The 24,038-nt window shown below is 64.7% G+C and carries 27 protein-coding genes and 3 tRNA genes; 25 read left to right on the top strand and 5 right to left on the bottom strand.

What is annotated here, in order from left to right; genetic code table 11:
• Positions 1-95: 95 nt before the first annotated feature.
• Complete coding sequence (flgA, locus tag GV001_RS13665; protein ID WP_160080723.1) at positions 96-752, bottom strand: flagellar basal body P-ring formation chaperone FlgA; 657 nt, start codon at positions 750-752, stop codon at positions 96-98.
• 239 nt (positions 753-991) lie between these two features.
• On the opposite strand from flgA, the gene flgB reads away from it, so the two are divergent.
• From flgB to GV001_RS13560, 21 genes are all read left to right on the top strand, one after another.
• Positions 992-1,351 carry a flagellar basal body rod protein FlgB gene (gene flgB / locus GV001_RS13660; RefSeq protein WP_160080721.1) on the top strand — a complete coding sequence of 120 codons (360 nt, stop codon included), beginning with the start codon at positions 992-994 and terminating at the stop codon, positions 1,349-1,351.
• Positions 1,352-1,354: 3 nt separating this feature from the next.
• Entirely contained in the window at positions 1,355-1,783 is a 429-nt protein-coding gene (gene flgC, locus GV001_RS13655) for a flagellar basal body rod protein FlgC (protein WP_160080719.1), read from the top strand.
• Positions 1,783-2,466 (top strand): flagellar hook capping FlgD N-terminal domain-containing protein, encoded by a 684-nt coding sequence (locus GV001_RS13650; RefSeq protein ID WP_160080717.1) that lies wholly within the window; start codon positions 1,783-1,785, stop codon positions 2,464-2,466. The genes flgC and GV001_RS13650 overlap by 1 nt, the downstream gene beginning before the upstream one ends.
• 39 nt (positions 2,467-2,505) lie before the next feature.
• On the top strand, positions 2,506-3,702 hold the full coding sequence (gene flgE, locus GV001_RS13645) for a flagellar hook protein FlgE (protein ID WP_160080715.1): 1,197 nt from the start codon (positions 2,506-2,508) through the stop codon (positions 3,700-3,702).
• An 11-nt stretch (positions 3,703-3,713) separates the two neighbouring features.
• Positions 3,714-4,439: a flagellar basal body rod protein FlgF gene (locus GV001_RS13640; protein WP_160080713.1), complete on the top strand. Its 726-nt coding sequence runs from the start codon at positions 3,714-3,716 to the stop codon at positions 4,437-4,439.
• 12 nt (positions 4,440-4,451) lie between these two features.
• On the top strand, positions 4,452-5,237 hold the full coding sequence (gene flgG, locus GV001_RS13635; RefSeq protein ID WP_160080711.1) for a flagellar basal-body rod protein FlgG: 786 nt from the start codon (positions 4,452-4,454) through the stop codon (positions 5,235-5,237).
• Entirely contained in the window at positions 5,237-5,905 is a 669-nt protein-coding gene (flgH, locus tag GV001_RS13630; RefSeq protein WP_160080709.1) for a flagellar basal body L-ring protein FlgH, read from the top strand. Before flgG ends, flgH begins: the two co-directional genes overlap by 1 nt.
• Before the next feature lie 13 nt (positions 5,906-5,918).
• Positions 5,919-7,022, top strand: a complete 1,104-nt coding sequence (locus tag GV001_RS13625) for a flagellar basal body P-ring protein FlgI (RefSeq protein ID WP_160080707.1) — start codon at positions 5,919-5,921, stop codon at positions 7,020-7,022.
• A 12-nt stretch (positions 7,023-7,034) separates the two neighbouring features.
• Positions 7,035-8,099: a transglycosylase SLT domain-containing protein gene (locus tag GV001_RS13620; protein WP_160080705.1), complete on the top strand. Its 1,065-nt coding sequence runs from the start codon at positions 7,035-7,037 to the stop codon at positions 8,097-8,099.
• Positions 8,096-9,463, top strand: coding sequence for a flagellar hook-associated protein FlgK (flgK, locus tag GV001_RS13615; protein WP_160080703.1), 1,368 nt, complete (start codon positions 8,096-8,098; stop codon positions 9,461-9,463). Before GV001_RS13620 ends, flgK begins: the two co-directional genes overlap by 4 nt.
• Before the next feature lie 24 nt (positions 9,464-9,487).
• Positions 9,488-10,402: a flagellar hook-associated protein FlgL gene (gene flgL, locus GV001_RS13610; protein WP_160080701.1), complete on the top strand. Its 915-nt coding sequence runs from the start codon at positions 9,488-9,490 to the stop codon at positions 10,400-10,402.
• Between the two features lie 11 nt (positions 10,403-10,413).
• Complete coding sequence (locus tag GV001_RS13605; RefSeq protein WP_160080699.1) at positions 10,414-11,457, top strand: hypothetical protein; 1,044 nt, start codon at positions 10,414-10,416, stop codon at positions 11,455-11,457.
• A gap of 96 nt (positions 11,458-11,553) precedes the next feature.
• Positions 11,554-11,898, top strand: a complete 345-nt coding sequence (locus GV001_RS13600) for a tryptophan synthase subunit beta (RefSeq protein WP_372238538.1) — start codon at positions 11,554-11,556, stop codon at positions 11,896-11,898.
• 264 nt (positions 11,899-12,162) lie between these two features.
• Positions 12,163-12,807: a UvrY/SirA/GacA family response regulator transcription factor gene (uvrY, locus tag GV001_RS13595; RefSeq protein WP_160080697.1), complete on the top strand. Its 645-nt coding sequence runs from the start codon at positions 12,163-12,165 to the stop codon at positions 12,805-12,807.
• A gap of 81 nt (positions 12,808-12,888) precedes the next feature.
• Positions 12,889-14,727, top strand: a complete 1,839-nt coding sequence (gene uvrC, locus GV001_RS13590) for an excinuclease ABC subunit UvrC (protein WP_160080695.1) — start codon at positions 12,889-12,891, stop codon at positions 14,725-14,727.
• Positions 14,728-14,760: 33 nt separating this feature from the next.
• The gene (gene pgsA, locus GV001_RS13585; RefSeq protein ID WP_160080693.1) at positions 14,761-15,321 is read left to right on the top strand and encodes a CDP-diacylglycerol--glycerol-3-phosphate 3-phosphatidyltransferase; all 561 of its coding nucleotides are present in this window, start codon (positions 14,761-14,763) and stop codon (positions 15,319-15,321) included.
• A 65-nt stretch (positions 15,322-15,386) separates the two neighbouring features.
• A tRNA-Gly gene (locus GV001_RS13580) sits at positions 15,387-15,462 on the top strand.
• A gap of 43 nt (positions 15,463-15,505) precedes the next feature.
• A tRNA-Cys gene (locus tag GV001_RS13575) sits at positions 15,506-15,579 on the top strand.
• Positions 15,580-15,703: 124 nt separating this feature from the next.
• Positions 15,704-15,790: transfer RNA gene (locus GV001_RS13570), tRNA-Leu, on the top strand.
• A 219-nt stretch (positions 15,791-16,009) separates the two neighbouring features.
• Positions 16,010-16,744 carry a DUF599 domain-containing protein gene (locus GV001_RS13565; protein WP_160080691.1) on the top strand — a complete coding sequence of 245 codons (735 nt, stop codon included), beginning with the start codon at positions 16,010-16,012 and terminating at the stop codon, positions 16,742-16,744.
• Positions 16,741-17,130: an MAPEG family protein gene (locus tag GV001_RS13560; RefSeq protein WP_160080689.1), complete on the top strand. Its 390-nt coding sequence runs from the start codon at positions 16,741-16,743 to the stop codon at positions 17,128-17,130. The genes GV001_RS13565 and GV001_RS13560 overlap by 4 nt, the downstream gene beginning before the upstream one ends.
• Before the next feature lie 42 nt (positions 17,131-17,172).
• Here the strand turns inward: GV001_RS13560 and GV001_RS13555 are convergent, their stop codons facing one another.
• The gene (locus tag GV001_RS13555; RefSeq protein ID WP_160080687.1) at positions 17,173-17,463 is read right to left on the bottom strand and encodes a hypothetical protein; all 291 of its coding nucleotides are present in this window, start codon (positions 17,461-17,463) and stop codon (positions 17,173-17,175) included.
• Between the two features lie 188 nt (positions 17,464-17,651).
• On the opposite strand from GV001_RS13555, the gene GV001_RS13550 reads away from it, so the two are divergent.
• The 4 genes from GV001_RS13550 to htpG all read left to right on the top strand — a co-directional run bounded on the left by GV001_RS13550 (position 17,652) and on the right by htpG (position 21,857).
• Positions 17,652-18,125, top strand: a complete 474-nt coding sequence (locus GV001_RS13550; RefSeq protein ID WP_160080685.1) for a PaaI family thioesterase — start codon at positions 17,652-17,654, stop codon at positions 18,123-18,125.
• Positions 18,125-18,571, top strand: a complete 447-nt coding sequence (locus tag GV001_RS13545; protein WP_160080683.1) for a PaaI family thioesterase — start codon at positions 18,125-18,127, stop codon at positions 18,569-18,571. The genes GV001_RS13550 and GV001_RS13545 overlap by 1 nt, the downstream gene beginning before the upstream one ends.
• 37 nt (positions 18,572-18,608) lie before the next feature.
• A complete protein-coding gene (locus GV001_RS13540; RefSeq protein ID WP_160080681.1) occupies positions 18,609-19,853 on the top strand; it encodes an MFS transporter in 1,245 nt (414 codons plus the stop codon).
• A 99-nt stretch (positions 19,854-19,952) separates the two neighbouring features.
• Positions 19,953-21,857, top strand: a complete 1,905-nt coding sequence (gene htpG / locus GV001_RS13535) for a molecular chaperone HtpG (RefSeq protein ID WP_160080679.1) — start codon at positions 19,953-19,955, stop codon at positions 21,855-21,857.
• 59 nt (positions 21,858-21,916) lie between these two features.
• Here the strand turns inward: htpG and GV001_RS13530 are convergent, their stop codons facing one another.
• The 3 genes from GV001_RS13530 to GV001_RS13520 are packed head-to-tail and all read right to left on the bottom strand — an operon-like array spanning position 21,917 to position 23,986.
• Complete coding sequence (locus GV001_RS13530) at positions 21,917-22,678, bottom strand: ABC transporter substrate-binding protein (protein WP_160080677.1); 762 nt, start codon at positions 22,676-22,678, stop codon at positions 21,917-21,919.
• A gap of 50 nt (positions 22,679-22,728) precedes the next feature.
• Entirely contained in the window at positions 22,729-23,589 is an 861-nt protein-coding gene (locus GV001_RS13525) for a pirin family protein (RefSeq protein WP_160080675.1), read from the bottom strand.
• Between the two features lies 1 nt (position 23,590).
• Positions 23,591-23,986 carry an OsmC family protein gene (locus GV001_RS13520; RefSeq protein ID WP_160080673.1) on the bottom strand — a complete coding sequence of 132 codons (396 nt, stop codon included), beginning with the start codon at positions 23,984-23,986 and terminating at the stop codon, positions 23,591-23,593.
• Positions 23,987-24,038: the final 52 nt, after the last annotated feature.

Genomic DNA, 24,038 nt, shown 5'->3' with positions numbered 1-24,038 from the left:
TGCAACGGGCGTGACGGGCTGTTTGTTTGCAGGTGAGGTCCGACTAGGTTGCCTGCCTTCGCGGCTAAAGCCGCTTCCACATAGGGGAAGCTGGGTCACTCGTAACGGCTGCTGACCACGCCTTCCTCCATCACCTTGGCCTTGATCACCTTCTCGCTGGCCAGGTTGCGCACGCGAATCACCTCGCCGCGCTGGCCGTTTTCCAGGGCTTCGCCCAGGGTGCTGGCGGAGATGCCGTACTGGCTGGCCTGGATCTTCACCTGCTGGCCGCGTTTGACCAGCAGGGCCTCGCCGAGCAGGGCGGGGGTGAGTAGCTGGTCGGCGCGGATGCGCCGTTTGGCGCCCAGGCCGATGACCTCTTCCTCGCGGTGGTAGAAGCCGCGCCCCAGCTTACCCAGCGCCGCCTCCTGGCGCTTGAGCTGGGCGGCCTGCAGGGTCTGGCCACGCTCCACGGTCTGGCTGGCAAACAGCACGGGCAGGTACAGCTGTACCTCGACCAGGTAATCGACACTCCATTCGGGGTCGGCGGGGCAGTGCAAGGTGATGCGCTGGCGGCCGAGCGGCGCCTCGCCGCTATCGGCGTGGCGGGCCTGCAGGGGTAGCGGGCAGGGTCGGCTGGGTGTGCTGCCGATCAGGCTGCCACGCTCGCGGACAAGGCGCAGGCCCAGCCAGCCCTGGCGCTGGGCGTGGGCGGCGACCTGCTCGGCGAGTGCCTGGTCGACGCTTTGCTCGATCTGCTGCAGGAGCGTCATGGCTTGGGCGAAGGTCGTCGCCTGCAGCAGCAGGCTGCCGAGCAGCAGGCGGAAGGAGGCGGAAGCAACGCTTCCCCTTGTCCGTGCCGATGGCCGTGAAAACGGAAGCGGGGCGGCGTCTGGGTCTTTGTGCTTCTCGGTAAAAGCCTTATTTATCAACATCTTATATTTATCTTTCAGGTGGGCACGATTCCTGCTGATAGGCATCGGCTGAACCCGCAGCAGGAGGAAGGTAAGCAATGAGTATAAAGATCGACGACGTCATTGGTACGCATGCCAATGCCCTGGAGCTGCGTTCGCTGCGCAGCGAGATTCTGGCGGCCAACCTGGCCAACGAGGATACCCCGGGGTTCAAGGCGCGCGATCTGGACTTTGCCAAGGAGATGCAGCGGCTGGATCGCGGTGATGCCTTCGACAGTTCGATTGCCAGCTCCAACCTGCAGTACCGCCTGCCGAACCAGGCCTCGCAGGACGGCAACAGCGTCGAGCTGGCTGTCGAACAGGCCGAGTTCGCCCGCAATGCCACCGATTTCCAGACCAGTCTGACCTTCCTCACCATGAAGTTCCGCGGTCTCAAACAAGCCATCGAGGGGCGCTAAGCCATGTCGTTCGACGCCATCTACCGCATCGCCGGTTCATCCATGAACGCGCAGACCGTGCGCCTCAATACCGTGGCCAGCAACTTGGCCAACGCCGACTCCGCCGCCGGCACGCCGGAGCAGGTGTACCAGGCGCGCAAGCCGGTGTTCGCCGCGGTCTATGGCAACGACCAGCTCAGCCAGTCGGCCGGTCTGGGTGGCGCCCATGTGCAGGTGCTCGATGTGGTGACGGCCGGGCGCGAAGCCCAGCGCCGCTATGAGCCGGACAATCCGCTGGCCAATGCCGAGGGCTATGTGTTCTACGCCGACATCAACCAGATCGAGGAGATGACCGACATGATGTCGGCCACCCGCAGTTTCGAAACCGGCGTGGAAGTGCTCAACCGGGTCAAGAGCATGCAGCAGTCCCTGCTGCGCCTGGGAGAAGTCTGATGGCGCTGGTCAATGGTTCCAACCTGGGCAGCCAGACCATCGCCGGGGCTGACGAGCAGATTCGCGCCGGGGTGAATGTCAGCGATGCCACGCAGATGGAGAACAACTTCATCGACCTGATGGTGGCGCAGATCCGCAACCAGGATCCGACCAAGCCGGTGGACAGTACCGAGTTCCTCAACCAGTTCTCGGCCATGAGCCAGGTCAAGAGCCTGGAAAACATGACCAAGCTCAGCCAGAGCAACCTGGTGCTGCTGGACAATCTGCAGACCCTGGCCGCCGCCGGCCTGGTCGGCCAGCAGGTCAAGGTCGGGGCCGACAGCGTGACCCTCGATGGCAGCAAGATTTCCGGACAGCTGACGCTGGCCCATACGGCCGGCAGCGCCACCCTGCGTCTGACCGGCGCCAATGGCGTGACCCACGAGGTGGCGCTGGGCGGGCATGCCGCCGGCGCCCTGAACTTCAGCCTCGACCCGCGCGAGCTGGGCCTGAGCCCCGGCCGCTACAGCATCGAGGCGGTCACCGACAGCGGTGAGTACCCGACCATCGAGCTGGCCGGCGAAGTGACCAACGTGCGCGTTGGCAGTGATGGCCCGGTGCTCGACGTGGCGGGCATCGGCAGCGTGCCGTTCTACACCCTTACCGAATTCGGTCGCGGCGCGACCGGCAGCCTGCTGCTGTGATCCAGCCGCTTCCTTCCCCTTTGCACAGGTGACTGACAGATGAGTTTCAACATTGCCCTGACCGGCCTCAATGCGGTCAACGAACAGCTCAACACCATCAGCAACAACATCGCCAACTCCGGCACCACCGGCTTCAAGTCCTCGCGCACCGAATTCGGCAGCGTGTATGCCGACAGCCAGGCCATGGGTGTGGAAGTGCTCGGCCTGACCCAGAGCATCAGCCAGGGGGGCGCCCTGGTGGCCACCGGGCGCAGCCTGGACCTGGCCATCTCAGGTGGTGGCTTCTTCACCACCCGCGCCAGTAACGGTTCGATCCAGTACACCCGTGCCGGGGTGTTCGGCACCGACAAGGACAACTTCATCACCAGCGTCGGCGGCCAACGTCTGCAGGGTTATCCGGTGGATGCCAATGGCAACCTGCTGGTCGGCGCCCTCGGCGACCTGCAGCTGCAGACCGCCAACCTGCCGGCCAAGGCCACCGACAGCCTGGCGTTCGTCGGCAACCTCGATGCCAACGAGGCGGTGCCGACTGTGGCGCCATTCGATCCGGCCAACGTCGGCACCTACAACTCCAGCTACACCACCAAGGTGTTCGACTCCCTGGGTCGCGAACACACCCTGACCCAGTATTTCGTCAAGACCGCGGCCAACACCTGGGACACCCATTACTACGCCGACGGCGCCCCGGTCACCGCGCCGGCCGGTGCGGTGGCCATGACCTTCGATACCACCGGCGCCCTGACCGCGCCGGCCGGCCCGGTTGCCGTGAGCTTCAACGCGCCGGGGGCCAACGCCCTGAACGTTGCCGTCGATTACACCGGCAGCAGTCAGTACGGCTCGGACTTCGTGGTCACCACCAACCTGGCCACCGGCTATTCGGCCGGTGAGCAGACCGGCCTGGCGGTGGAGAAGGACGGCCGCGTGTTCGCCAACTACAGCAATGGCCAGCGCATGCTGCAGGGCCAGGTGGTACTGGCCAACTTCATCAACGCCCAGGGTCTGCGCAACGAGAACGGTACCGCCTGGAGCGAAACCGGCGAGTCGGGGCAGCCGCTGTATGGTGTGGCCGGCGTCGGTTCGTTCGGCAACCTGGCGGCCGGCACCCTGGAAAACTCCAACGTCGACCTGACCCAGCAACTGGTCAGCCTGATGGAAGGCCAGCGCAACTACCAGGCCAACACCAAGGTGCTGACCACCAACAAGGAACTGATCCAGGTGTTGTTTGGCGCCATCTGAGGACTGATCGCATGGACCGTTTGGGCTTTACCGCAATGACCGCCGCCAGCCGCACCATGAGTTCGCTGCAGCTGCGTGCGAACAATCTGGCCAACGCCACCACGCCCGGTTTTCGCGCCGACATGGAGCAGGCCGAGGCCGTCGCCGTGCAGGGTTATGGCTATGACAGCCGGCACCTGGCGCGCCTGCGCGACAACGGGGTGAACATGCAGGCCGGGGCGCTGATGGCCACCGGGCGCGACCTGGACATGGCCGTGCAGGGCCAGGGCATGATTGCCCTGGAAGGGCCGGAGGGCGAGCTGTACACCCGTCACGGCAGCATCCAGGTGGATGCCGAGCTGCGCCTGACCATCAATGGCCGGCCGCTGCTGGGTGAGGGCGGGCCGATCACCCTGCCGGAGTACGACAGCCTGCACATCGGCAGCGACGGCACCGTGTCGGTGATTCCGCGTGGCGACTACCTGATGGCTGAAGTCGACCGCATCAAGCGCGTGGACATTCCGGCGGCCAACCTGACCAAGGACAGCAGCGGCCTGCTGGTGACCCGCGACGGTCAGCCGGCCGAGGCCAGCGAAGAGGTGCGCCTGGTCAGTGGCTACCTGGAAGCGAGCAACGTGTCGGCCGTCGGCGAACTGGTGGCGAGCATGAGCCTGAGCCGTCTGTTCGAGACCCAGGTGAAGATGATGAAAGCGGCCGAGGACCTGTCCGAGGCTGGCAACCGCATGATTCGCGGGTAACCGGAGGTAGTTATGAGTTCGGCACTTTGGGTCAGCAAGACCGGTCTGGCGGCGCAGGACACCGCGCTGTCGACCGTGGCCAACAACCTGGCCAACGTCAATACCGTCGGTTTCAAGAGCGATCGCGCGGTATTCGAGGACCTCTTCTACTCGGTCGAGGTGCAGCCCGGTGCCCAGGCGGATGCGGTCAACACCGTGCCTTCCGGCATCCAGCTGGGTAGCGGCGTGCGCGTGGTCGGCACGCAGAAGACCTTCACCGAAGGCAGCATGCAGCCCACCGGCCAGCCCATGGACCTGGCCATCGTCGGTCGTGGCTTCTTCCAGGTCGAGTCACCCAACGGCGACATCTATTACACCGAGAACGGCCAGTTCCAGCTCAATGCCGAAGGCATCGTGGTCAACGCCCAGGGCCTGCCGTTGTCGCCGGGCCTGGAAGTGCCTGAAGGCAGCAGCCGCTTCACCGTGGGCAGCGACGGTATCGTCACCGTGGTGCTGCCGGGCGACACTGCGCCGAGCGAGATTGGCCAGATCACCTTGGTCAACTTCGTCAACCCGGCCGGCCTCGAGGCCCTGGGCGGCAACCTGTACAAGGAAAGCGCGGCCAGCGGAGAGCCGGTGGAAGGCACGCCGGGCGCCGATGGCCTGGGCAATATCAAGCAAGGCGTGCTGGAAGGCTCCAACGTGCAGGTGGTCGAGGCCATGGTCAACATGATCGGCATCCAGCGCGCCTACGAGGCCAACGCCAAGGTGCTGGATGCCGCGTCCGGCATGCTGCAGTTCCTCAACCAGACCGTCTGATGCTTATGAAGCCGCTTCTGATCCTGCTTGGCGCCTTGTGGCTGACCGGCTGCGCCAGTTTCAACGAGATGCTGCCGGAAGAGGATTCCAGCGAGTACCAGCCGCTGGACCTGGACTACAGCCTGCCGCCGACCACCGGCGGCGGCTTGTTTCGTTCCGGCTACACCGGCGCCCTGACCCAGGATCAACGCGCCCTGCGCATCGGCGACATTCTCACCGTGGTGCTGGAGGAGCAGACCCAGTCGAGCAAGAGCGCCGGCACCAGCTTCGGCAAGAGTTCGGGTATTTCGGTGGGCATTCCCACTGTGCTCGGCGAGACCTACGACGAGCTGGAAACCTCTGCCGAGGCCGAGCGTGATTTCGACGGCTCGGCCGAGAGCTCGCAGCAGAACTCCCTGCGCGGCTCCATCGCCGTCACCGTGCACCGGGTGCTGCCCAACGGCTCGCTGCTGGTCAAGGGCGAGAAGAGCCTGCGCCTGAACCAGGGCGAGGAGTTCATCCGCCTGACCGGCCTGGTGCGGGTCGACGACATCAATCGCTTCAATCAGGTGTCGTCGCAGAACGTGGCCAACGCGAAGATTTCCTACGCCGGCCGCGGCGTGCTCAACGACAGCAACTCGGCTGGCTGGCTGACGCGCTTCTTCACCCATCCGATCTTCCCGCTGTAATCGAGGCAGGCCCATGCGCTGGATAGTGAAAACCCTGATGGGGCTGCCCCTGTTGCTGCAGGCCCTGAGCGTGCAGGCAGTACCGCTGATGGAGCTGGTGGATGTCGAAGGCATCCGCGACAACCAGCTGGTGGGCTATGGCCTGGTGGTCGGCCTGGACGGCTCCGGCGACAAGAACCAGGTGAAGTTCACCAGCCAGTCGGTGGCCAACCTGATCAAGCAGTTCGGCATCAACCTGCCGCCCAATGTCGACCCCAAGCTGAAAAACGTGGCGGCGGTGACCATCACCGCCAGCGTGCCGCCGTCCTACAGCCCGGGGCAGATGATCGATATCACCGTCTCTTCCCTCGGTGATGCCAAGAGCCTGCGTGGTGGCCAGTTGCTGATGACGCCACTGAGAGGCATTGATGGCGAGATCTATGCCCTGGCCCAGGGCGGGGTGGTGGTCGGCGGCCTGAATGCCCAGGGCCAGAGCGGCTCCAGCGTGGCGATCAACTCTGCCAACAGTGGCCGGATTCCCAATGGCGCGACCATCGAACGGATGATCCCCAGCGATTTCACCCAGCGCCCGGATGTCATGCTCAACCTGCGCCAGCCCAGTTTCCAGACCGCCACCAAGGTGGTCGGCGCGCTGGAGCGGGTGTTCGGCAGCGGCGTCGCCCAGGCCCTGGATGGCACCAAGATCAGTGTGCGTGCGCCCCAGGCCCCCAGCCAGCGCACCAGCTTCATGGCCCTGCTGGAAACCGTCGAGGTGGAGGAGGGGCGGCAGCGGCCCAAGGTGGTATTCAACAGCCGTACCGGCACCGTGGTGGTCGGCCAGGGCGTGCGGGTCAAGGCTGCCGCCGTGACCCACGGCAGCCTTACCGTGACCATCAGCGAGAACCCCCAGGTCAGCCAGCCGGGCGCCTTCAGCAATGGCACCACGGCGGTGACGCCGCAGTCGGCGATCGACGTGGCTCAGGAGGCCAAGCCGATGTTCAAGTGGCCGGACGGCGCCAGCCTGGAAAGCATCATCGATACGGTGAACAGCCTGGGCGCTACCCCGGACGATGTGATGAGCATTCTGCAGGCGCTGGAACAGGCCGGCGCGCTGAATGCCGAACTGATCGTGATTTGACGAGACCTCCCCATGAGCATTGTTTCTCTCAACTCGACCCTGTCTGCCCATGCCCTGCAGGGCAACCCGGCCGAGGCCACGCGCAGCCAGCTGGAAGTGGCCGCCGAACAGTTCGAGGCATTGTTCCTGCAGCAGATCCTCAAGCAGATGCGCAAGGCCGGTGATGTGCTGGCCGAGGGCAGCCCCATGCACAGCCGGGAACTGTCGACCATGCGCGACTTCCACGATGAAGTGCTGGCCGAAACCCTGGCCGGACAGAAGCAGGCCGGCATCGCCAGCCTGCTGGTGACCCAGCTGTCCGGTGGCCCGGCCGGGCCGGCAGAGCTGGCCAAGGCGCAGCTGGCGGCGCGCGAGGCGGCGCTGCCAGAGCGTCCGGCGGCGGTGCAGCCGATGCTGGCCGTGCCCAGCCTGGTTCAGCCGCTGCGCGATACCTGGCAGCGTGGCGTGGCCCAGGTCGACAGCCTGTGGGAGCGCGGCAAGGTCGGTTTCCAGGAGCTGGTCGAGCGGGTGATCAGGCAGGAGTCGGCCGGCAATGTCGCCGCGGTATCGCCCAAGGGCGCCCTGGGGTTGATGCAGCTGATGCCGGAAACCGCCCAGGACATGGCTCGCGAGCTGGGGCTGGCGTATGACGAACAGCGCCTGCGCAGCGACGCCGCTTACAACAAGCGCCTGGGCAGCGCCTACCTGGACAAGATGCTGGATCGCTACGACGGCCATCAGGCTCTCGCGCTGGCGGCCTACAACGCCGGCCCGGCAAGGGTCGACGAATGGCTGCAGAGCAACGGCGACCCGCGCAATGGCGAGCTCAGCACCCGTGAGTGGATCGAGCGCATTCCCTACCAGGAAACCCGCGACTACACCCGGCGCATTCTTGATCTGCAGGCGTCCGGCACACCGGCCCCGCGTGCCCCGGAGGCGTTGCCCTCGGCGGTGCTGCAGGCCCCGCTGGCGCAGCTTAAGCCGGCGCTGCAATCGGTCGCCTTGTCTATTGTGACGCCCGCTGCCGCCGAGCATCGCGTCCGGTCCGAGGCCTTTGCCCAGCCGATTCGCCCTGAGCGCAAGGAGATGTTGTCTTGAGTACCCTAAGCCAGATCGCCTACAGCGGCGTGCATGCCGCGCAGACGGCCCTCGCCAGTACCGGGCAGAACATCGCCAATATCAATACCCCCGGATTCAGCCGACTCAATCCGCTGTTCGCCTCGCGGGCCGGCAGCAGTGCGCTGAACGCCGGTGGCGGCGTCGAGGTCAGCAGTATCCGTCGGGTCTCCGACGAGTTTCTTTCCCAGCAGTTGTGGCGGGCCAACACCGAGCAGCGCTTCTTCGAGAGCAATCAGCAATACCTGAGCGCCCTGGAGGGCCTGATGGGCGGCGAAGGGTCGAGCATCAGTGTCGGCCTCGACCAGCTCTTCGCCGCGCTCAGCGAAGCCAGCCCGACGCCCAGCTCCCTGGCCCTGCGCCAGCAGGTGCTCAGCGAGGCGCGCAACCTGGCGCAGCGTTTCAACAGCCTGAACAGCAACATCCAGGCGCAGATCGATGCGCTCAAGGAACAGCGCCAGGCGATGGTCGATGAAACCAATGGGCTGATCGGCAATATCGCCGAACTCAACCGGCAGATCATCGAGACCGAATCGGTCAAGGGTGACAGCAATGCCCTGCGCGACCAGCGCGAGGCGCTGACCCAGCAGCTCAGTCGCTTTGCCAAGCTGCGCATCAATGAAGTGGCTGATGGTTCCTACACCATTGCCCTGGCCAACGGCCAGCCGCTGGTGGTCGGTGCTACGGCGGCGCGCCTCGACCTGACCCTGGATGCGAGCAACCAGCAGACGATTTCCCTGGCCTTCGCCGGCACCCAGTTCCCGCTGCGCCAGGACAGCTTCGGTGGTGCCCTGGGCGGCATCTACAGCAGTGAATACGACGCCCTGCGCCCGATGCAGGACGCCTTGCACCAGATGGCCGAGCAACTGGCGCAGATGGTCAACGGGGTCATGACGGGGGGCTTCGATCTGGCCGGCAACCCGGGCCAGGCGCTGTTCACCTATGACCCGAACAGCACCACGCAGATGCTCAAGGTGGAAAACCTCACGGCCGAGCAACTGGCGTTCTCGGGCGCTGCCGACGAGCAGGGCAACAACACCAACCTGCTGGCACTGCTGGGGTTGAAGAACCAGGGCATTACCCTCAATGGCAGCAGTTTTACTCTCAACGATGCCTACGCCAGCCTGCTCGGCCGGGTCGCCAGCGACAGCCGGCAGAGCAAGGCCGACCTGCAGGCCACCACCGCCGTGACCCAGCAGGCTCAGGCTCAGCGCGACAGCGTCAGCGCGGTGAACCTGGATGAAGAAGCGGTCAGTCTGATGACCTATCAGCAGGCCTATCAGGCCAACATGAAGGTCATCGCCACCGCCCGGGACATTTTCGAAGAGATGCTGGCTTCCTTCTAAGCGAAGCCTTCAAGGGGAATCAGGATGCGCATCACCAACTCGCAGATCGTCGCCACCATGCATGGCTCGATGAATCGCAATGCCGAGGAACTGGCCAAGCTGATGCAGCAGATGTCCAGCGGCAAGCGCATTCTGGTGCCCTCGGACGATCCGATCGCCAGTGTGCGCATCCTTCGCGTGCAGCGCGAGGAGGCCAGTCTGGCGCAGTACCACAGCAACATCCGCAACGTCTCGGGCAACCTGTCGACCCAGGAAGTCAACCTGACCTCCATCTCCGACACCCTGCTGCAGGTACGTGACCTGCTGCTGTGGGCGGCCAACGGCTCCAACGCCAGCGAAGACCTGGCGGCCATGGGCGGCGAGCTGGGCAGCCTGGAAGAGACCATCGCCAGTTTCATCAACGTGCAGGACGAGGAGGGGCGCTACCTGTTTTCCGGCACCTGGACCGAGCGCCCGGCGCTGACCTTCGATGCGCTGAGCGATACCTACCTGGCCACCGGTAACGCCAAGCATCGCCAGGCGGCTGTGGCCAATGGCGTACTGATGGACGAGAACGTCACGGCGCTGGAGATTTTCGGTGGCAACATGGACCTGCTCAACGCCCTGCATGGCCTGGTTGCAACCCTCAAGGCGCCTGGCCTGGTCGCCGGCGATCCGGCGGTGTTGCAGGAGATCCGCGACACCCTGGGCCACCTGGATGCGTCCCATGGCAAGCTGCTGGGAACCGTCAGCGAGCTGGGCGGTCGGCAGAACACCCTGAGCCTGCTCAACGACAGCAATGGCGAGGTGGCGCTGGTCAATCAGAAGATCGAAGGCGAGCTGTCGCGCCTCGACTACGCGGGCGCGACGATTGATCTGAACAACTACCAGCTCTCGTTGCAGGCCACGCAGAAGACCTATCTGAAGATTCATGAACTGTCGCTGTTCGGCCTGCTGTAAGGATTCGCGCGATGAAAGTAGACAAGCAGCTACCGGTCGTCACCGCCGTCAATCCGCAGGAGCGGCGGCAAACCCAGGCCCTGCCGGCTACCGCTCGCTCGCGCAAGGCGGACGTCGAGACCAAGCTGGCCGCCCCGGCGGTTGCTGAGCGCAGCGAACGCAGTGCCAGTTTCAGTCTGCAGCTCAACCAGCAGCTGACCTCCATGCAGTCGGCCGACGGCTACCTAGCCGATCTGGCGGCGCGTCTGGGCCTGCTCAAGCTGTCGCTCAGTCGACAACTGGGCGGCAGTCGGGTGGCCAAGGACAGCGGTGAGCTGCAAGCCGCCCTGGAATGTGCACGCAGCCTGTTGGAGGAGCGCGCGCAACGTTCCGGGCAGGCACTGGATGCGCGTTTCAAACTGCATCTGCATGAGCCGGTGCGCGCCCATTTCAGCCTCGAAGGCTTGGAGTCGATCGAGCGCGTGCAGCAGGCAGGGGCGGAAACGCTGCTGTTCAGCGCCGGACGCAAACTGGCCGAGCCGTTGGCGGTGGTGCTGGAGGAGGGCCTGTCGGAGCAGCAGGTGTTGGGCCGCTTCAATTCCAGTCTTGGTCAGGCCGGCATTCGTATCGAACTGGAAAACGGCGGTGCTCTCAAGTTCTCCGCGGCGGAAAGCCTGTGGAGTGAACTCAAGGGTGTGCTGGCGGTGCAGGGCGGCGGCAATCTGTTTGCCAAGGGGGGGCTCACTCGCCTGCAAAGCCATGAAGACGAGCAGTTGCGCTTGCCGGCCAGCGTCAATCCGGACGATCAGCGCGAGCTGCGCCGGGTGCTGGATTCGGTGGTGCAGTCACTGGACCGGATCGCCGCACTGCGCGAACAGATTGCCCATCGCCAGCAGGAGATCCGCGACTTTCTCCAGCGCCATGCCGACAAGGGGGAGAAACAGTGGGCCGCGGAATTTACCGGCAGCCTCTACAACTTACTACGCGGTGGCGGACCCAGTTATGCGGCGGTCAGCCATATGGTGCTGGCGCAATCCAACCTGAATCGTTTTGGCGTGGTCAGCCTGTTGTCCTGAGGGCGGGCCGAGGAACCACGGTCATTGCCGAGCATCAATATGGGCCTTGGCTTGTTTGGCGCAAACTTGCATAGTTGGGTAACTGGCGAAAGCGATATGAAAGGCAAGGATTCCATGGTGTATGTGCAGCGCGATGGCGAAGGGCGGATTCTGCGAGTCGAATACGATCCGTTCGAGGGCATGAGCGATTCCCTGGCGGTCGAGAGCCCCGAGCTGCAGCGCTGGCTGGGCGTGCGCATGGAGGTCAAAAGCAAGCTGGATCAGCTGCGCCAGTCCGATCTGGACATGATCCGCGTACTCGAGGATGTGCTGTACATCCTCATCGATCATGGCGTCATCCAGTACACCGAACTCCCGGAGGCTGCCCGCCACAAGCTCGACCAGCGCGCGCTGGTGCGCGCCGATCTGGAAGGCCTGATCGACCATCCGGAAGATCTCTGAAGTTCCACGCTTGCCTGCCTGCCCCGACTGTTTCAAGATCTTTACAGAATCTGCACTCGCCTGTCCGGTCTTTTTACAGCGCCCACTGGAACAGCCGGAAAGGTCTCCAGTAGAATCCGACGCCCGCACAGCGCGTGAGTTGCGCTTCCATCCGCTGTGGCGTGGCTCATCGCCAAGCACGGTTTTCTGGCGTTTGCTTTCTGACGTGGTTGCGCCAAGCTTCATGCGTTGCGCGTACGGCAGTGGGTTACAGCGAGGTGTCGCTTGATTAAGGTGCTGGTGGTCGATGACCACGATCTGGTTCGAATGGGCATTACCCGCATGCTGGCCGATATCGACGGCCTGCAGGTGATCGGGCAGGCGGACTCCGGTGAGGCGGCGCTGCAGAAAGTCCGCGAACTCAAGCCGGATGTCGTGCTGATGGACGTCAAGATGCCGGGCATCGGCGGCTTGGAAGCCACGCGCAAACTGCTGCGCAGTTACCCCGACCTGAAAGTCATCGCCGTGACCGCCTGCGACGACGACCTGTTTCCGACCCGCCTGCTGCAGGCCGGTGCCGCCGGCTACCTGACCAAGGGCGCGGCGCTGGAGGAGATGGTCCAGGCGATCCGCATGGGCTTTGCCGGGCAGCGCTACATCAGCTCGCAGATCGCCCAGCAGCTGGCCCTGAAGTCGTTCCAGCCGAACAGCAGCGGTTCGCCGTTCGACCTGCTGTCCGAGCGGGAAATCCAGATCGCCCTGATGATCGCCAACTGCCAGAAGGTGCAGACCATCTCCGACAAGCTGTGCCTGTCGCCGAAGACGGTGAACACCTATCGCTACCGCATCTACGAGAAGCTCGACATCGCCAGCGATGTGGAGCTGGCGCTGCTGGCCGTGCGTCACGGCATGGTCGATGCCATTAGCTGATCGCGTGCACGCAAAGGGCTTCGGCAAGGCGCGGCGCGGACGTAAACTGTCTCTCCCCAGCCATTGCCCCTGTCACTTCCGATGACCGCTTCCAGTTCCGCCGTGCCTTTCGATCCGAGTGCCTTCCTCGCCACCTGCAGTGGCCGCCCCGGCGTGTACCGGATGTTCGACGGCGAGGCCAAGCTGCTCTACGTCGGCAAGGCCTCCAACCTGAAGAAGCGCCTGGCCAGCTATTTCCGCAAGACCGGCCTGGCGCCGAAGACGGCGGCCCTGGTGGCGCGCATCGCGCAGGTCGAAACCACCATCACCGCCAACGAGACCGAGGCGCTGCTGCTTGAGCAGACGCTGATCAAGCAGTGGCGGCCGCCGTACAACATCCTCCTGCGCGACGACAAGTCCTATCCCTATGTGCTGCTGTCCGATGGCGAGTTCCCGCGCCTGGGCATTCATCGCGGGGCGAAGAAGGAGAAGGGCCGCTACTTCGGCCCGTACCCCAGCGCCGGGGCGATCCGCGAGAGCCTCAACCTGCTGCAGAAGACCTTTCTGGTGCGCCAGTGCGAGGACAGCTATTTCAAGAACCGCACCCGGCCCTGCCTGCAGTACCAGATCAAGCGCTGCAAGGGGCCCTGCGTCGGGTTGGTCGAGCCCGCGGAATATGCCGAGGACGTGCGCCATTCGGTGATGTTCCTCGAGGGGCGCAGCAGCGCGCTGACCGATGAGCTGTCGGCCGGCATGGAGAAGGCGGCGCTGAACCTGGAGTTCGAGCGCGCTGCCGAGCTGCGCGATCAGATCGCTCTGCTGCGCCGCGTGCAGGACCAGCAGAGCATGGAGGGCGGCACCGGCGATGTGGACGTGGTTGCCGCCATGGTCAACCCCGGCGGCGCCTGCGTGCACCTGATCAGCGTGCGCGGTGGGCGGGTGCTGGGCAGCAAGAACTTCTTCCCCCAGGTGGGCATCGAGGAGGAGGGCGGCGCCGTGCTGGCGGCCTTCCTCGCCCAGTACTACCTGTCCAGTCATGAGCGCGATCTGCCCAGTGAGCTGATCGTCAACGTGCTGCACGAGGACTTACCGACCCTGGCGGCGGCCCTGGGCGAGCTGCGCGGGCGCGAGCTGTCGATCAGCCATCGGGTGCGCGGCACGCGGGCGCGCTGGCAGCAGCTGGCGGTGACCAATGCCGAGCAGGCCCTGGGGGCGCGCCTGGCCAATCGGCAGCATGTGGCGGCGCGCTTCGAGGCCCTGGCCGAGGCGCTCGACCTGGATGAGCCGCCGCAGCGCCTGGAGTGCTACGACATCAGCCATTCCAGCGGCGAGGCGACCGTGGCCTCCTGCGTGGTGTTCGGCCCCGAGGGGCCGCTCAAGTCCGACTACCGACGCTACAACATCGAGGGGGTGACGGCCGGTGACGATTACGCGGCGATGCACCAGGCGCTGACCCGGCGCTTCAGCAAGCTCAAGGAGGGCGAGGGCAAGCTGCCGGACATCCTCCTGGTCGACGGCGGGAAGGGGCAGATGGCCATGGCCCGCGAGGTGCTGCAGGAGCTGGCGGTGCCCGAGCTGATCCTGCTCGGCGTGGCCAAGGGCGTGACGCGCAAGCCGGGCATGGAGCTTCTCTATCTCAACGACGCCGAGCACGAGTTCACCTTGCCGGCGGACTCCCCCGCGCTGCACCTGATCCAGCAGATCCGCGACGAGGCGCACCGCTTCGCCATCACCGGGCATCGCGCGCGGCGCGGCAAGGCGCGGCGTACTTCCAGCCTGGAAGATGTCGCGGGCATCGGGCCCAAGCGTCGGCGCGAACTGCTCAAGCACTTCGGCGGCCTGCAGGAACTGAACCGCGCCAGCATCGAGGAAATCGCCAAGGCGCCGGGGATCAGCAAAAAGCTCGCCGAGTCGATTTATGCGGCCCTGCACAGCGAGTAGAATGCCGCTTCAACTCGCTGGCCTGTGGTCCCGATGAATATCCCAAACCTGCTCACCGTTCTGCGTGTCCTGCTGATTCCGGTCATCATCCTGCTGTTCTATCTACCCTTCTCTTGGAGCTATCTGGCGGCCAGCGGTGTATTCGCCCTGGCGGCGATCACCGACTGGTTCGATGGCTACCTGGCGCGGCGCTGGGAGCAGAGCACGCCGTTCGGCGCCTTCCTCGACCCGGTGGCGGACAAACTGATGGTGGCCGTGGCGCTGGTGCTGCTGGTGGAGGAACACGCCAGCTTCTGGCTGACCCTGCCGGCGGTGATCATCATCGGTCGCGAGATCGTGGTCTCGGCGCTGCGCGAGTGGATGGCCGAGCTGGGTGCACGGGCGCATGTGGCGGTGTCCAACCTGGGCAAGTGGAAGACGGCGGCGCAGATGGTGGCGCTGGTCATCCTGCTGGCCAATCCGCCGCTGCTGACATTCTGGGTGGGCCTGGGCTTTGCGCTGCTGATCGTCGCGGCGGCCCTGACCCTGTGGTCGATGCTGCAGTACTTGCTGGCCGCCTGGCCGCATCTCAGCATCACTGCGGAAAAGAAATAAACTTTTTTGAATCAAGGGGTTGACGGCTCGTTCTGAAAGTATAGAATGGCGCCCGTCACCAAGACGCGGGAATAGCTCAGTTGGTAGAGCACGACCTTGCCAAGGTCGGGGTCGCGAGTTCGAGTCTCGTTTCCCGCTCCAGTTTGTTGACGTTGACGCCGCTTCTTGCGGCGTCTTCGTTTGAGGCCGATTAGCAGAGTGGTTATGCAGCGGATTGCAAATCCGCGTACATCGGTTCGATTCCGGTATCGGCCTCCAATCTTGAAAAGCCCCGTAGATCGCTGATCTACGGGGCTTTTTCTTTGCTGTCGATTGACTGCCAGCTGCCTTGCAGGGACTCTGAGGGCTGTATATAGTCCAGCCCTCGCTTCACAGCGCTACCGCCCGAATGGCGAAATCGGTAGACGCAGGGGACTTAAAATCCCTCGCCAGCAATGGCATGCCGGTTCGAGTCCGGCTTCGGGCACCATCGAATTTTCCCCACTACGCCCGCTTATGCGGGTGTAGTCGTTTCTGGCTCTGGTTCTTGCCCTGCGCTGGCATTCAGCGCATCGGCGTGAACTGCTTCACGATTGTGCGGGCAGAGAAGCTCGCGACCCACTGACTCGCTGTGCGTCACGCCGAATTGCGTCGTCATCCGCCGCAGGCTCGCTGGCTATAATCGGGCGCTGGATCATGAGGAGTCGGCATGTCGATCAATGCGCCTTATTTGCCGCACCTGCTGGCGGTGCTGTGGTTTCTGCTGTGCTGGGGCGGCTACACCCAGTATGCACTCTGGAAGGGTCGCGATACGCCCTGTCTGGCCAGCGTCCTGCACCTGTATCGGGAAGACTGGATGCGGCGTCTGTTGCTGCGCGATAACCGCATCGCCGATGCCAACGTGATCGGCAATCTGGAGCGCAATGCCTCCTTCTTCGCCTCCAGCACCCTGATCATCCTCGCCGGCATCCTCACCGTGCTGGGGGCTTCCGATCGGGCGGTCTCGTTGCTGGAGGATCTGCCGCTGGTGCAGCCGGTCAGTCGCGAGTGGTCGGAGATCAAGCTGCTGTGCCTGGCCGTGGTGTTCGTCTATGCCTTCTTCACCTTCAGCTGGTGCATGCGCCAGTACAACTTCGCCGCGATCCTGGTGGGGTCGGCGCCGATGCTGGGCGAGCGCGATGTCTCCGAGCCGGAACGCAAGGCATTTGCCTCGCGGGCGGCGCAGGTGGTGTCGATGGCTGCGAATCAGTTCAACCTGGGCTTGCGTGCCTACTATTTCGGCATGGCGATCCTGGCCTGGTTCATCAATCCCTGGTTTTTCATGCTGGTTACCGCGGGCGTGGTGCTGGTGCTGTATCACCGCGAGTTCCATTCCGACGTGCTGGAGGTGATGCTGTACACCCAGGCTCCGTTGCCGGAGCCGGTCAAGGAGAGAAGCGAATGACCCTGCCTTTCTGGTGTGTGCTGATCAGCGCGCTGCTGATCTTTCTGGCCAAGATCCCGGTGGCCAAGGCAATGAATGCCGCAGGCGGCTACGACAACCATCATCCGCGCGCCCAGCAGGCGCGGCTGACAGGCTTCGGGGCACGCGCACTGGCGGCGCACCAGAACAGCTTCGAGGCCTTTCCGCTGTTTGCCGTGGGCGTGCTGATGGCCCATGTCACCCAGACCCATGGCTCGCTGGTGAATATCCTGGCGGTGACCTTCGTGGTGGCGCGGGTACTCTATCTGCTGCTGTATTGGGCTGACCTGCACTGGCAGCGCAGCCTGGTCTGGGTGGTGGGCCTGCTCTGCAGCCTGCTGCTGATGCTCAGCCCGGCCCTGGCCTGAAACGAAAAAGCCCGCTTGCGCGGGCTTTTTCGTGGGGCGGGTTTACTGGTTGTCGACGGCGTCCTTGGCTTCGTTGCCGGCATCCTCAATGGCGTCGGCTGCATCGTCGGCCGCGTCCTGGATTTTCTCGCCGGTGGTGGGCTCGCTGCCCATCACCTGATCGGCTTTCTGTTCGATGGCCGCGCCAGTGTCCTTGGCCGCGTCACCCAGCGACTGCATGGCTTCGGATGCCGATTCCTTGGCCGACTCCATCTTGTCTTCCGGGGTCTTCTCGCAGGCGGCCAGGCCAAGCATGGCGGCAAGGAGCAGGGCATAGGTAAAGGGTTTCGACATGGTTGGGACTCCTTAGGGGCTTTCCTGGCGAGGGCTGTCCTCGTAACAGTGCTAAGACGGTGGTGGAGTGGCCAAAGTTCCGCGGGATCCGGCCAAACATACTCTGAATCCGCGTTCAATTGCTGTGTGCCCACGTCGGCGAGCGGGTATGATGCGCCCCTTTTCGAGCCATCGCCGGGAGTGCTGTCATGAGCGATAACCCTGTTCTAGAGCGCGCCCAGCGCTTTCTGTCTGCCTTGCGCCATTGCCAGGTGCTGGGCATCGCCGTGCATGCGGCCAAGCCCGAAGGCCTGACCTTGCACTTGCCCTACAGCACGCAGATCATCGGCAACCCGGAAACCGGAGTGATCCACGGTGGGGCCATCACCACGCTGATGGACACCACCTGCGGCATTTCCACCGTGTGCGTGCTGTCGGAGTTCGAAATCTGCCCGACCCTGGACCTGCGCATCGACTACATGCGCCCGGCCGAACCGCACAAGGATGTCTACGGCTTCGCCGAGTGCTACCGGGTCACCGAGAACATCATCTTCACCCGCGGCTATGCCTACCAGGACAGCCCCGAGGAGCCGATCGCCCACGTGGTGGGTGCGTTCATGCGCATGGGCAAGGGTGCCCAGGGCGACAGCGAACTCAAGCGCAATATCCAGGGAGGTGTCTGATGGCCGCCTTGAACCTCAATACCCTGGTGCGCCAGGCGCACGAGAAGAACGATTACGACAGCCTGATCAGCCTGATTCCCTATGCCAAGCTGATCGGCATCGAATGCCTGCGCCTGGGCGATGACATGGTGTTCCGCCTGCCGGCGAGCAAGGACAACATCGGCAACCCGATTCTGCCGGCGCTGCACGGCGGGGTGATCGCCGGTTTCATGGAACATGCCGCCATGCTGCATCTGCTGATGTTCATGGGCATCCCACATTTGCCGAAAATCATCGACTTCTCGATAGATTACCTGCGTGCCGGTCATTATCGTGACACCTACGTGCAATGCCAGGTCTGGCGGCAGGGGCGGCGGGTGGCCAACGTCGCGATCACGGCCTGGCAGACCAAACAAACCGAACCGATTGCCACCGCTCGTGCGCACTTCAAGGTCGACGAGCCCTGAATGGGGCGCGGGCGCCTAGCACAATAAGGAATCCTCAATGGATGCGTTGCTGATCCTCGGCGGCCTGCTGCTGATGCTCACCGGCCTGGTCTGGCTGGTCATGCGGGCCTTCGGCACCAGCCTGCTGTGGGGCTGGGGCAGCCTGTTGCCGCCGCTGACGCTGGTCTATGTGCTGCGTCACTGGCGGGCCGCCCGGGGCGCCGTGGGGCTGCTGGCCCTGGGCTGCATCCCGCTGGTGGTGGGCCTGGTGCTGCTGGCCAGCAAGGACCCGGCGCGGCTGGAGGCGATCCTCAGCCTCGACTGGCTAAAGGCCGAGCAGCGCGCGCCGGCCGAACTGGATATCCGCCTGCATGGCGAACTGAACGGCCAGCCGTTCCTGCCGCAACATGCCGAGCTGATCGATGGCGTGCTCAGCCTGCGCGAGGGCGAGGATTTCTTCGCCAGCCGCGAAGTGAAGATTCGCCTGCCGCAAGGGCTCGTGGCGCCCATTCGGCTGGATGTGTTGCCGGCGGACGAGGGCAACCTGCCCGAGGTCGAAGTCAGCTGGCTGCTGCCCGAGCAGGACCTGCCCGAGGCCCGGCGCCTGAGCAAGGGCTACACCCTGCACTTGGATCTGCAGGCACTGCCGCCGAACAAGCTCGCTGGCGATTTCCACCTGGTGCTGCCGCCGCAGTACGCCACCACCCTGAGTGGTCGCCTTGAGCTGTTCAGCGACCACCTGCGCTACCGCGATGGTCGGCTGGATACCTCGTACGATTCCCAGGAAACCCTGGCCCGGGTGATTGAGGACTACCTGCAGCGACGCTTCGTGACCCGCCTGGTGCAGCTGTCCGAGGTGCCGCCGGTGAGTTTTCCGCTCGAGCGTACGGTGCTGAGCCTGACGGCGAAGATCAATGGCCAGGAGCAGCGGCTCGAGCTGGTGCTGGTGAAGAGCGCACGGGGCTGGCGGGTCGACGGCGATCACTATCCGGCGCTGCCGCAGCCCAGTCCGGCGCAGGCCGCACCAGCCGCGGCGGCCGTGCCGCCTGCGGGCGAGCCGAGTCGGGTGCAGGTGGATCGGCGCCAGCGTTTCTCCCTGCTGCGTCTGCTGAGCACGCCGCAGCAGTACCAGAACCTCAACATGCGCGTCATCAAGCTCAGCGGTGGCTCAGCCGAAGGGCGCTTCGCCGGCCTGGGCGAGGATGGCAGCATCCGCCTGAGCCAGCAGCGCGGCGGTGCCGGGCAGGCCACCTTCACCCTGCATCCGGATGAAATCAGCCGGGTCGAGCTGCTCGAGCCCTGATCCGGTTTTACGCCAAGCCCTTGAAATCCATTCCGAAGTCCCCATCTGCAGGACATCCGCCGCGTTCGCGGCCTGTCCTGCATGTGGAGTTAGACGACCATGAGTGTGGAAACTCAAAAAGAAACCCTGGGCTTCCAGACCGAGGTGAAGCAGCTGCTGCACCTGATGATCCATTCGCTGTATTCGAACAAGGAAATCTTCCTCCGTGAGCTGATTTCCAACGCCTCGGATGCCGCCGACAAGCTGCGCTTCGAGGCGCTGGCCAAGCCGGAGCTGCTCGAAGGCGGCGATCCGCTGAAGATCCGCCTGACCTTCGACAAGGACGCCAAGACCGTCACCCTCGAAGACAACGGCATCGGTCTGAGCCGCGAGGAGGCCATCGCCCACCTCGGCACCATCGCCAAGTCCGGCACCGCCGACTTCATGAAAAACCTCACCGGCGACCAGAAGAAGGACTCGCATCTGATCGGTCAGTTCGGCGTGGGTTTCTACAGTGCCTTCATCGTCGCCGACAAGGTCGACGTGTTCAGTCGCCGTGCCGGCCTGGCCGCCAGCGAAGGCGTGCACTGGTCGAGCAAGGGTGAGGGTGACTTCGAAGTCGCCACCATCGACAAGGCCGAGCGCGGCACCCGCATCGTCCTGCACCTGAAGGCCGGCGAAGAAGAGTTCGCCGATGGCTGGCGCCTGCGCAACATCGTCAAGAAGTACTCCGACCATATCGCCCTGCCGATCGAGCTGCCCAAGGAATTCCACGGCGAGGAGAAGGACAAGCCGGCCGAGGCCGAATGGGAAACCGTCAACCGCGCCAGCGCGCTGTGGACCCGTGGCCGCACCGAGGTCAAGGACGAGGAATACCAGGAGTTCTACAAGCACGTCGCCCACGACTTCGAGAACCCGCTGTCCTGGAGCCACAACAAGGTCGAAGGCAAGCTGGAATACACATCCTTGCTCTATGTACCGGGCCGTGCGCCGTTCGACCTGTACCAGCGCGAAGCGCCGCGCGGCCTCAAGCTGTACGTGCAGCGCGTGTTCATCATGGACCAGGCCGACGAGTTCCTGCCGCTGTACCTGCGCTTCATCAAGGGCGTGGTCGACTCCAACGACCTGTCGCTCAACGTGTCCCGCGAGATCCTGCAGAAGGACCCGGTCATCGAGTCGATGAAGTCGGCACTGACCAAGCGCGTGCTGGACATGCTGGAGAAGCTGGCGAAGAACGAACCCGAGCAGTACAAGACCTTCTGGAAGAACTTCGGCCAGGTACTCAAGGAAGGCCCGGCGGAAGACTTCGCCAACAAGGAGAAGATCGCCAGCCTGCTGCGCTTCGCCTCCACCGGCGACGACTCCGGCGAGCAGTCCGTGGCCCTGGCCGATTACCTGGCCCGCGCCAAGGAAGGTCAGGACAAGATCTACTTCCTCACCGGCGAAACCTATGCCCAGGTGAAGAACAGCCCGCACCTGGAAGTGTTCCGCAAGAAAGGCATCGAAGTGCTGCTGCTCACCGACCGCATCGACGAGTGGCTGATGAGCTACCTCAGCGAATTCGACGGCAAGAGCTTCGTCGACGTGGCCCGCGGCGACCTCGACCTGGGCAAGCTGGACTCGGAAGAGGACAAGAAGGCCCAGGAAGAAATCGCCAAGACCAAGGAAGGCCTGGTCGAGCGCCTGAAAGGGGCGCTGGGCGAGCAGGTGGCGCAGGTGCGCGTATCCCACCGGCTGACCGACTCGCCGGCGATCCTCGCCATCGGCGAGCAGGACCTCGGCCTGCAGATGCGCCAGATCCTCGAAGCCAGCGGGCAGAAGGTGCCGGAATCCAAGCCGATCTTCGAGATCAACCCGGCCCACCCGCTGATCGAGAAGCTGGATGGCGAGCCGGACGAGGAACGCTTCGCCGACCTGTCGCACATCCTCTTCGACCAGGCCGCCCTGGCCGCCGGCGACAGCCTGAAGGACCCGGCCGCCTACGTGCAGCGCCTGAACAAGCTGCTGGTGGAACTCTCCGCCTGACGCTTGCCGCGTGAAGACAAGGCCCGCTGCTGCGGGCCTTGTCGTTTCTGCGCGCTGCGTCAGTGCGTCAGCTGGGCCTCGAAAAAGCTGGCGTAGGGCGTTTGCGCCTGCACTGCCTGCAGGGCCTTCTCGTAGCGGGGCAGATATCGGCTGCCGTTCTGGCGGGAAAACACCGAATACAGCGCCAGGCGTTGCTCTGGCATCGCCAGCACCTTGATCCGGGCCTGGCTGTCGAGCTTGTTCGTCTCGTATTGCAGGGCGTAGTTGTCGGGGAAGTAGAAGGCGTCGATGCGCCCGGCGGCGACCATCCTCAGGCCCTTGATCGTCACGTTATCGCCACTCAGGGTCTGCAGTTGTAGCCGCGGGTCGTTGAGCAGGGACGCGTGATAGCCGTTCTGCCAGACGCCAATGCGCAGCCGCAGCACATCCTCTACCGAGCGGATGGCGGCAAGCGGATTGCTGCTCTGCACGGCCAGCGCCGCCGAAGTGCTGAACAGCGCCTGGCGCGGGTAGAGAAAGCGCGTATCGCGCTCTGCGTCCTTGGCCAGCAGCAGGGCCATGTCCAGCTCGCCCCGTTCGAGCATGTGCAGCAGCCTGGGGAGCGGCAGCTTGCTGTAACGGATGTCGGTCAGCTCCATTCGCCTGGCGATCCGCTCGAAATATGCCGCGGCGATACCGCTGCCGGGGGCCGCGCCCTCGGCTTCGGTGTGCGGTGGCAGGTCGAAATAGCCGACCCGCAAGGGCTCGGCCAAGGCCGGGGGCGTGGTCGCGGCAAGGAGCAGGGCGCCGAGACCGAGGAGCAAGGTGTGGAGTGAGGGCATGGCGTGTCATCGCTGATGGCTGGTTGCGGCTAAGGGTGGCTTGCCTGCAGCTATCCTGGCAACTCGATGCGCGCCGTCTCGCCGGGCACCTGCGGCCAGTCGCCGCCGGCCCAGCGCTGCTTGGCCTGTTCCAGCAGCGCCGCTTCGCTGGCGATGAAGTTCCAGTACATGCGCCGTGGCCCCAGCGGTTCGCCGCCGATCAGGGCCAGGTGGCATTCGCCGCAGGCGCTGAGCAGCAGCTCCTCGCCCTCGGGCAGCACGGCCAGGCCGCGCAGGGGCAGGTCGTCATCTTCCAGCCTGGCCTCGCCGTCGATCAGGTACAGCGCGCGTTCGCGCTGCTCGGCCGGGATCAGCAGGCTGGCGCCGGCCTGCAGCTTGAGCTCGGCGTAGAGGGTGGGCGAGCGTACCGGGACCGGCGACTGCAGGCAGAAGCCGCTGCCGGCGATCAGGGTGATCTGCACGCCCATGGCGTCGCTGCGCGGCAGGCTGGCGGCGGGGTGGTGGCTGTAGCTCGGCTCGTCCTGTTCCTCGGCCTGTGGCAGGGCCAGCCACACCTGCAGGCCGTGCAGGCGCGAGCCCGTTTGGCGCAGCGCCTCGGGTGTGCGCTCGACATGGGCCACGGCGCGCCCGGCGCTCATCCAGCTGACATCGCCGGGTTGCACACGCTGGTCCGAGCCGAGGCTGTCCTTGTGCTGCAGCTCGCCTTCGAACAGGTAGGTCAGGGTGGACAGGCCGATGTGCGGGTGCTGGTTGATGTTCATCCCGCTGCCGGGCGCATAGGTTTGCTCCAGCATGTGGTCGAAGAACACGAAGGGCCCGACGCTGCGGCATCTGGCCGAGGGCAGGGGGCGCAGGATGGGTTGCCCGGCGATGTCTTCCGCGCGTGGCTGGATCAGCAGCAGGCCGGCCATCTCAGGCCTCACCGAGCTGGGTGGTGATCTGCACCTCGCTGCTGGTCACCAGCTTCTGCACCGGGCACTTGTCGGCGATGCGCAGCAGCTGCTGGCGCTGCGCATCATCCAGGGCGCCGTGCAGCTCCAGTTGCACGGCCAGGCGGTAGAGACCCTGGCGCTCCGCGCTGTCGTCGCGGCTGATGCGCAGATCCAGGCTCTCTAGCGGCAGGCCTTTCTGCCGGGCATAGAGCATCAGGGTCAGCGCCTTGCAGGCGCCGATGGCGGCATCGAACAGGTCGTGGGGCTCCGGGGCGGAGGCCTCGCCGCCAAACTCGACGGGAACGTCGCTATGCAGCAGGTGCTCACCGATTTCGATGCTGTGACGCAGGCCGTTCTCTGTACTGATGCGAATCATGGCTATTCCTGGGCTGGCGGGTCGAGAGCACCAGCCTAGCCCAGGCGGGCGC

Origin of the sequence: Pseudomonas sp. 8AS, from assembly GCF_902506505.1 — a bacterium.
Taxonomy (GTDB): Bacteria; Pseudomonadota; Gammaproteobacteria; order Pseudomonadales; family Pseudomonadaceae; genus Aquipseudomonas.
Note: the sequence above shows the minus strand (reverse complement) of the source record. Positions and strands in the feature narration are given on the sequence as shown.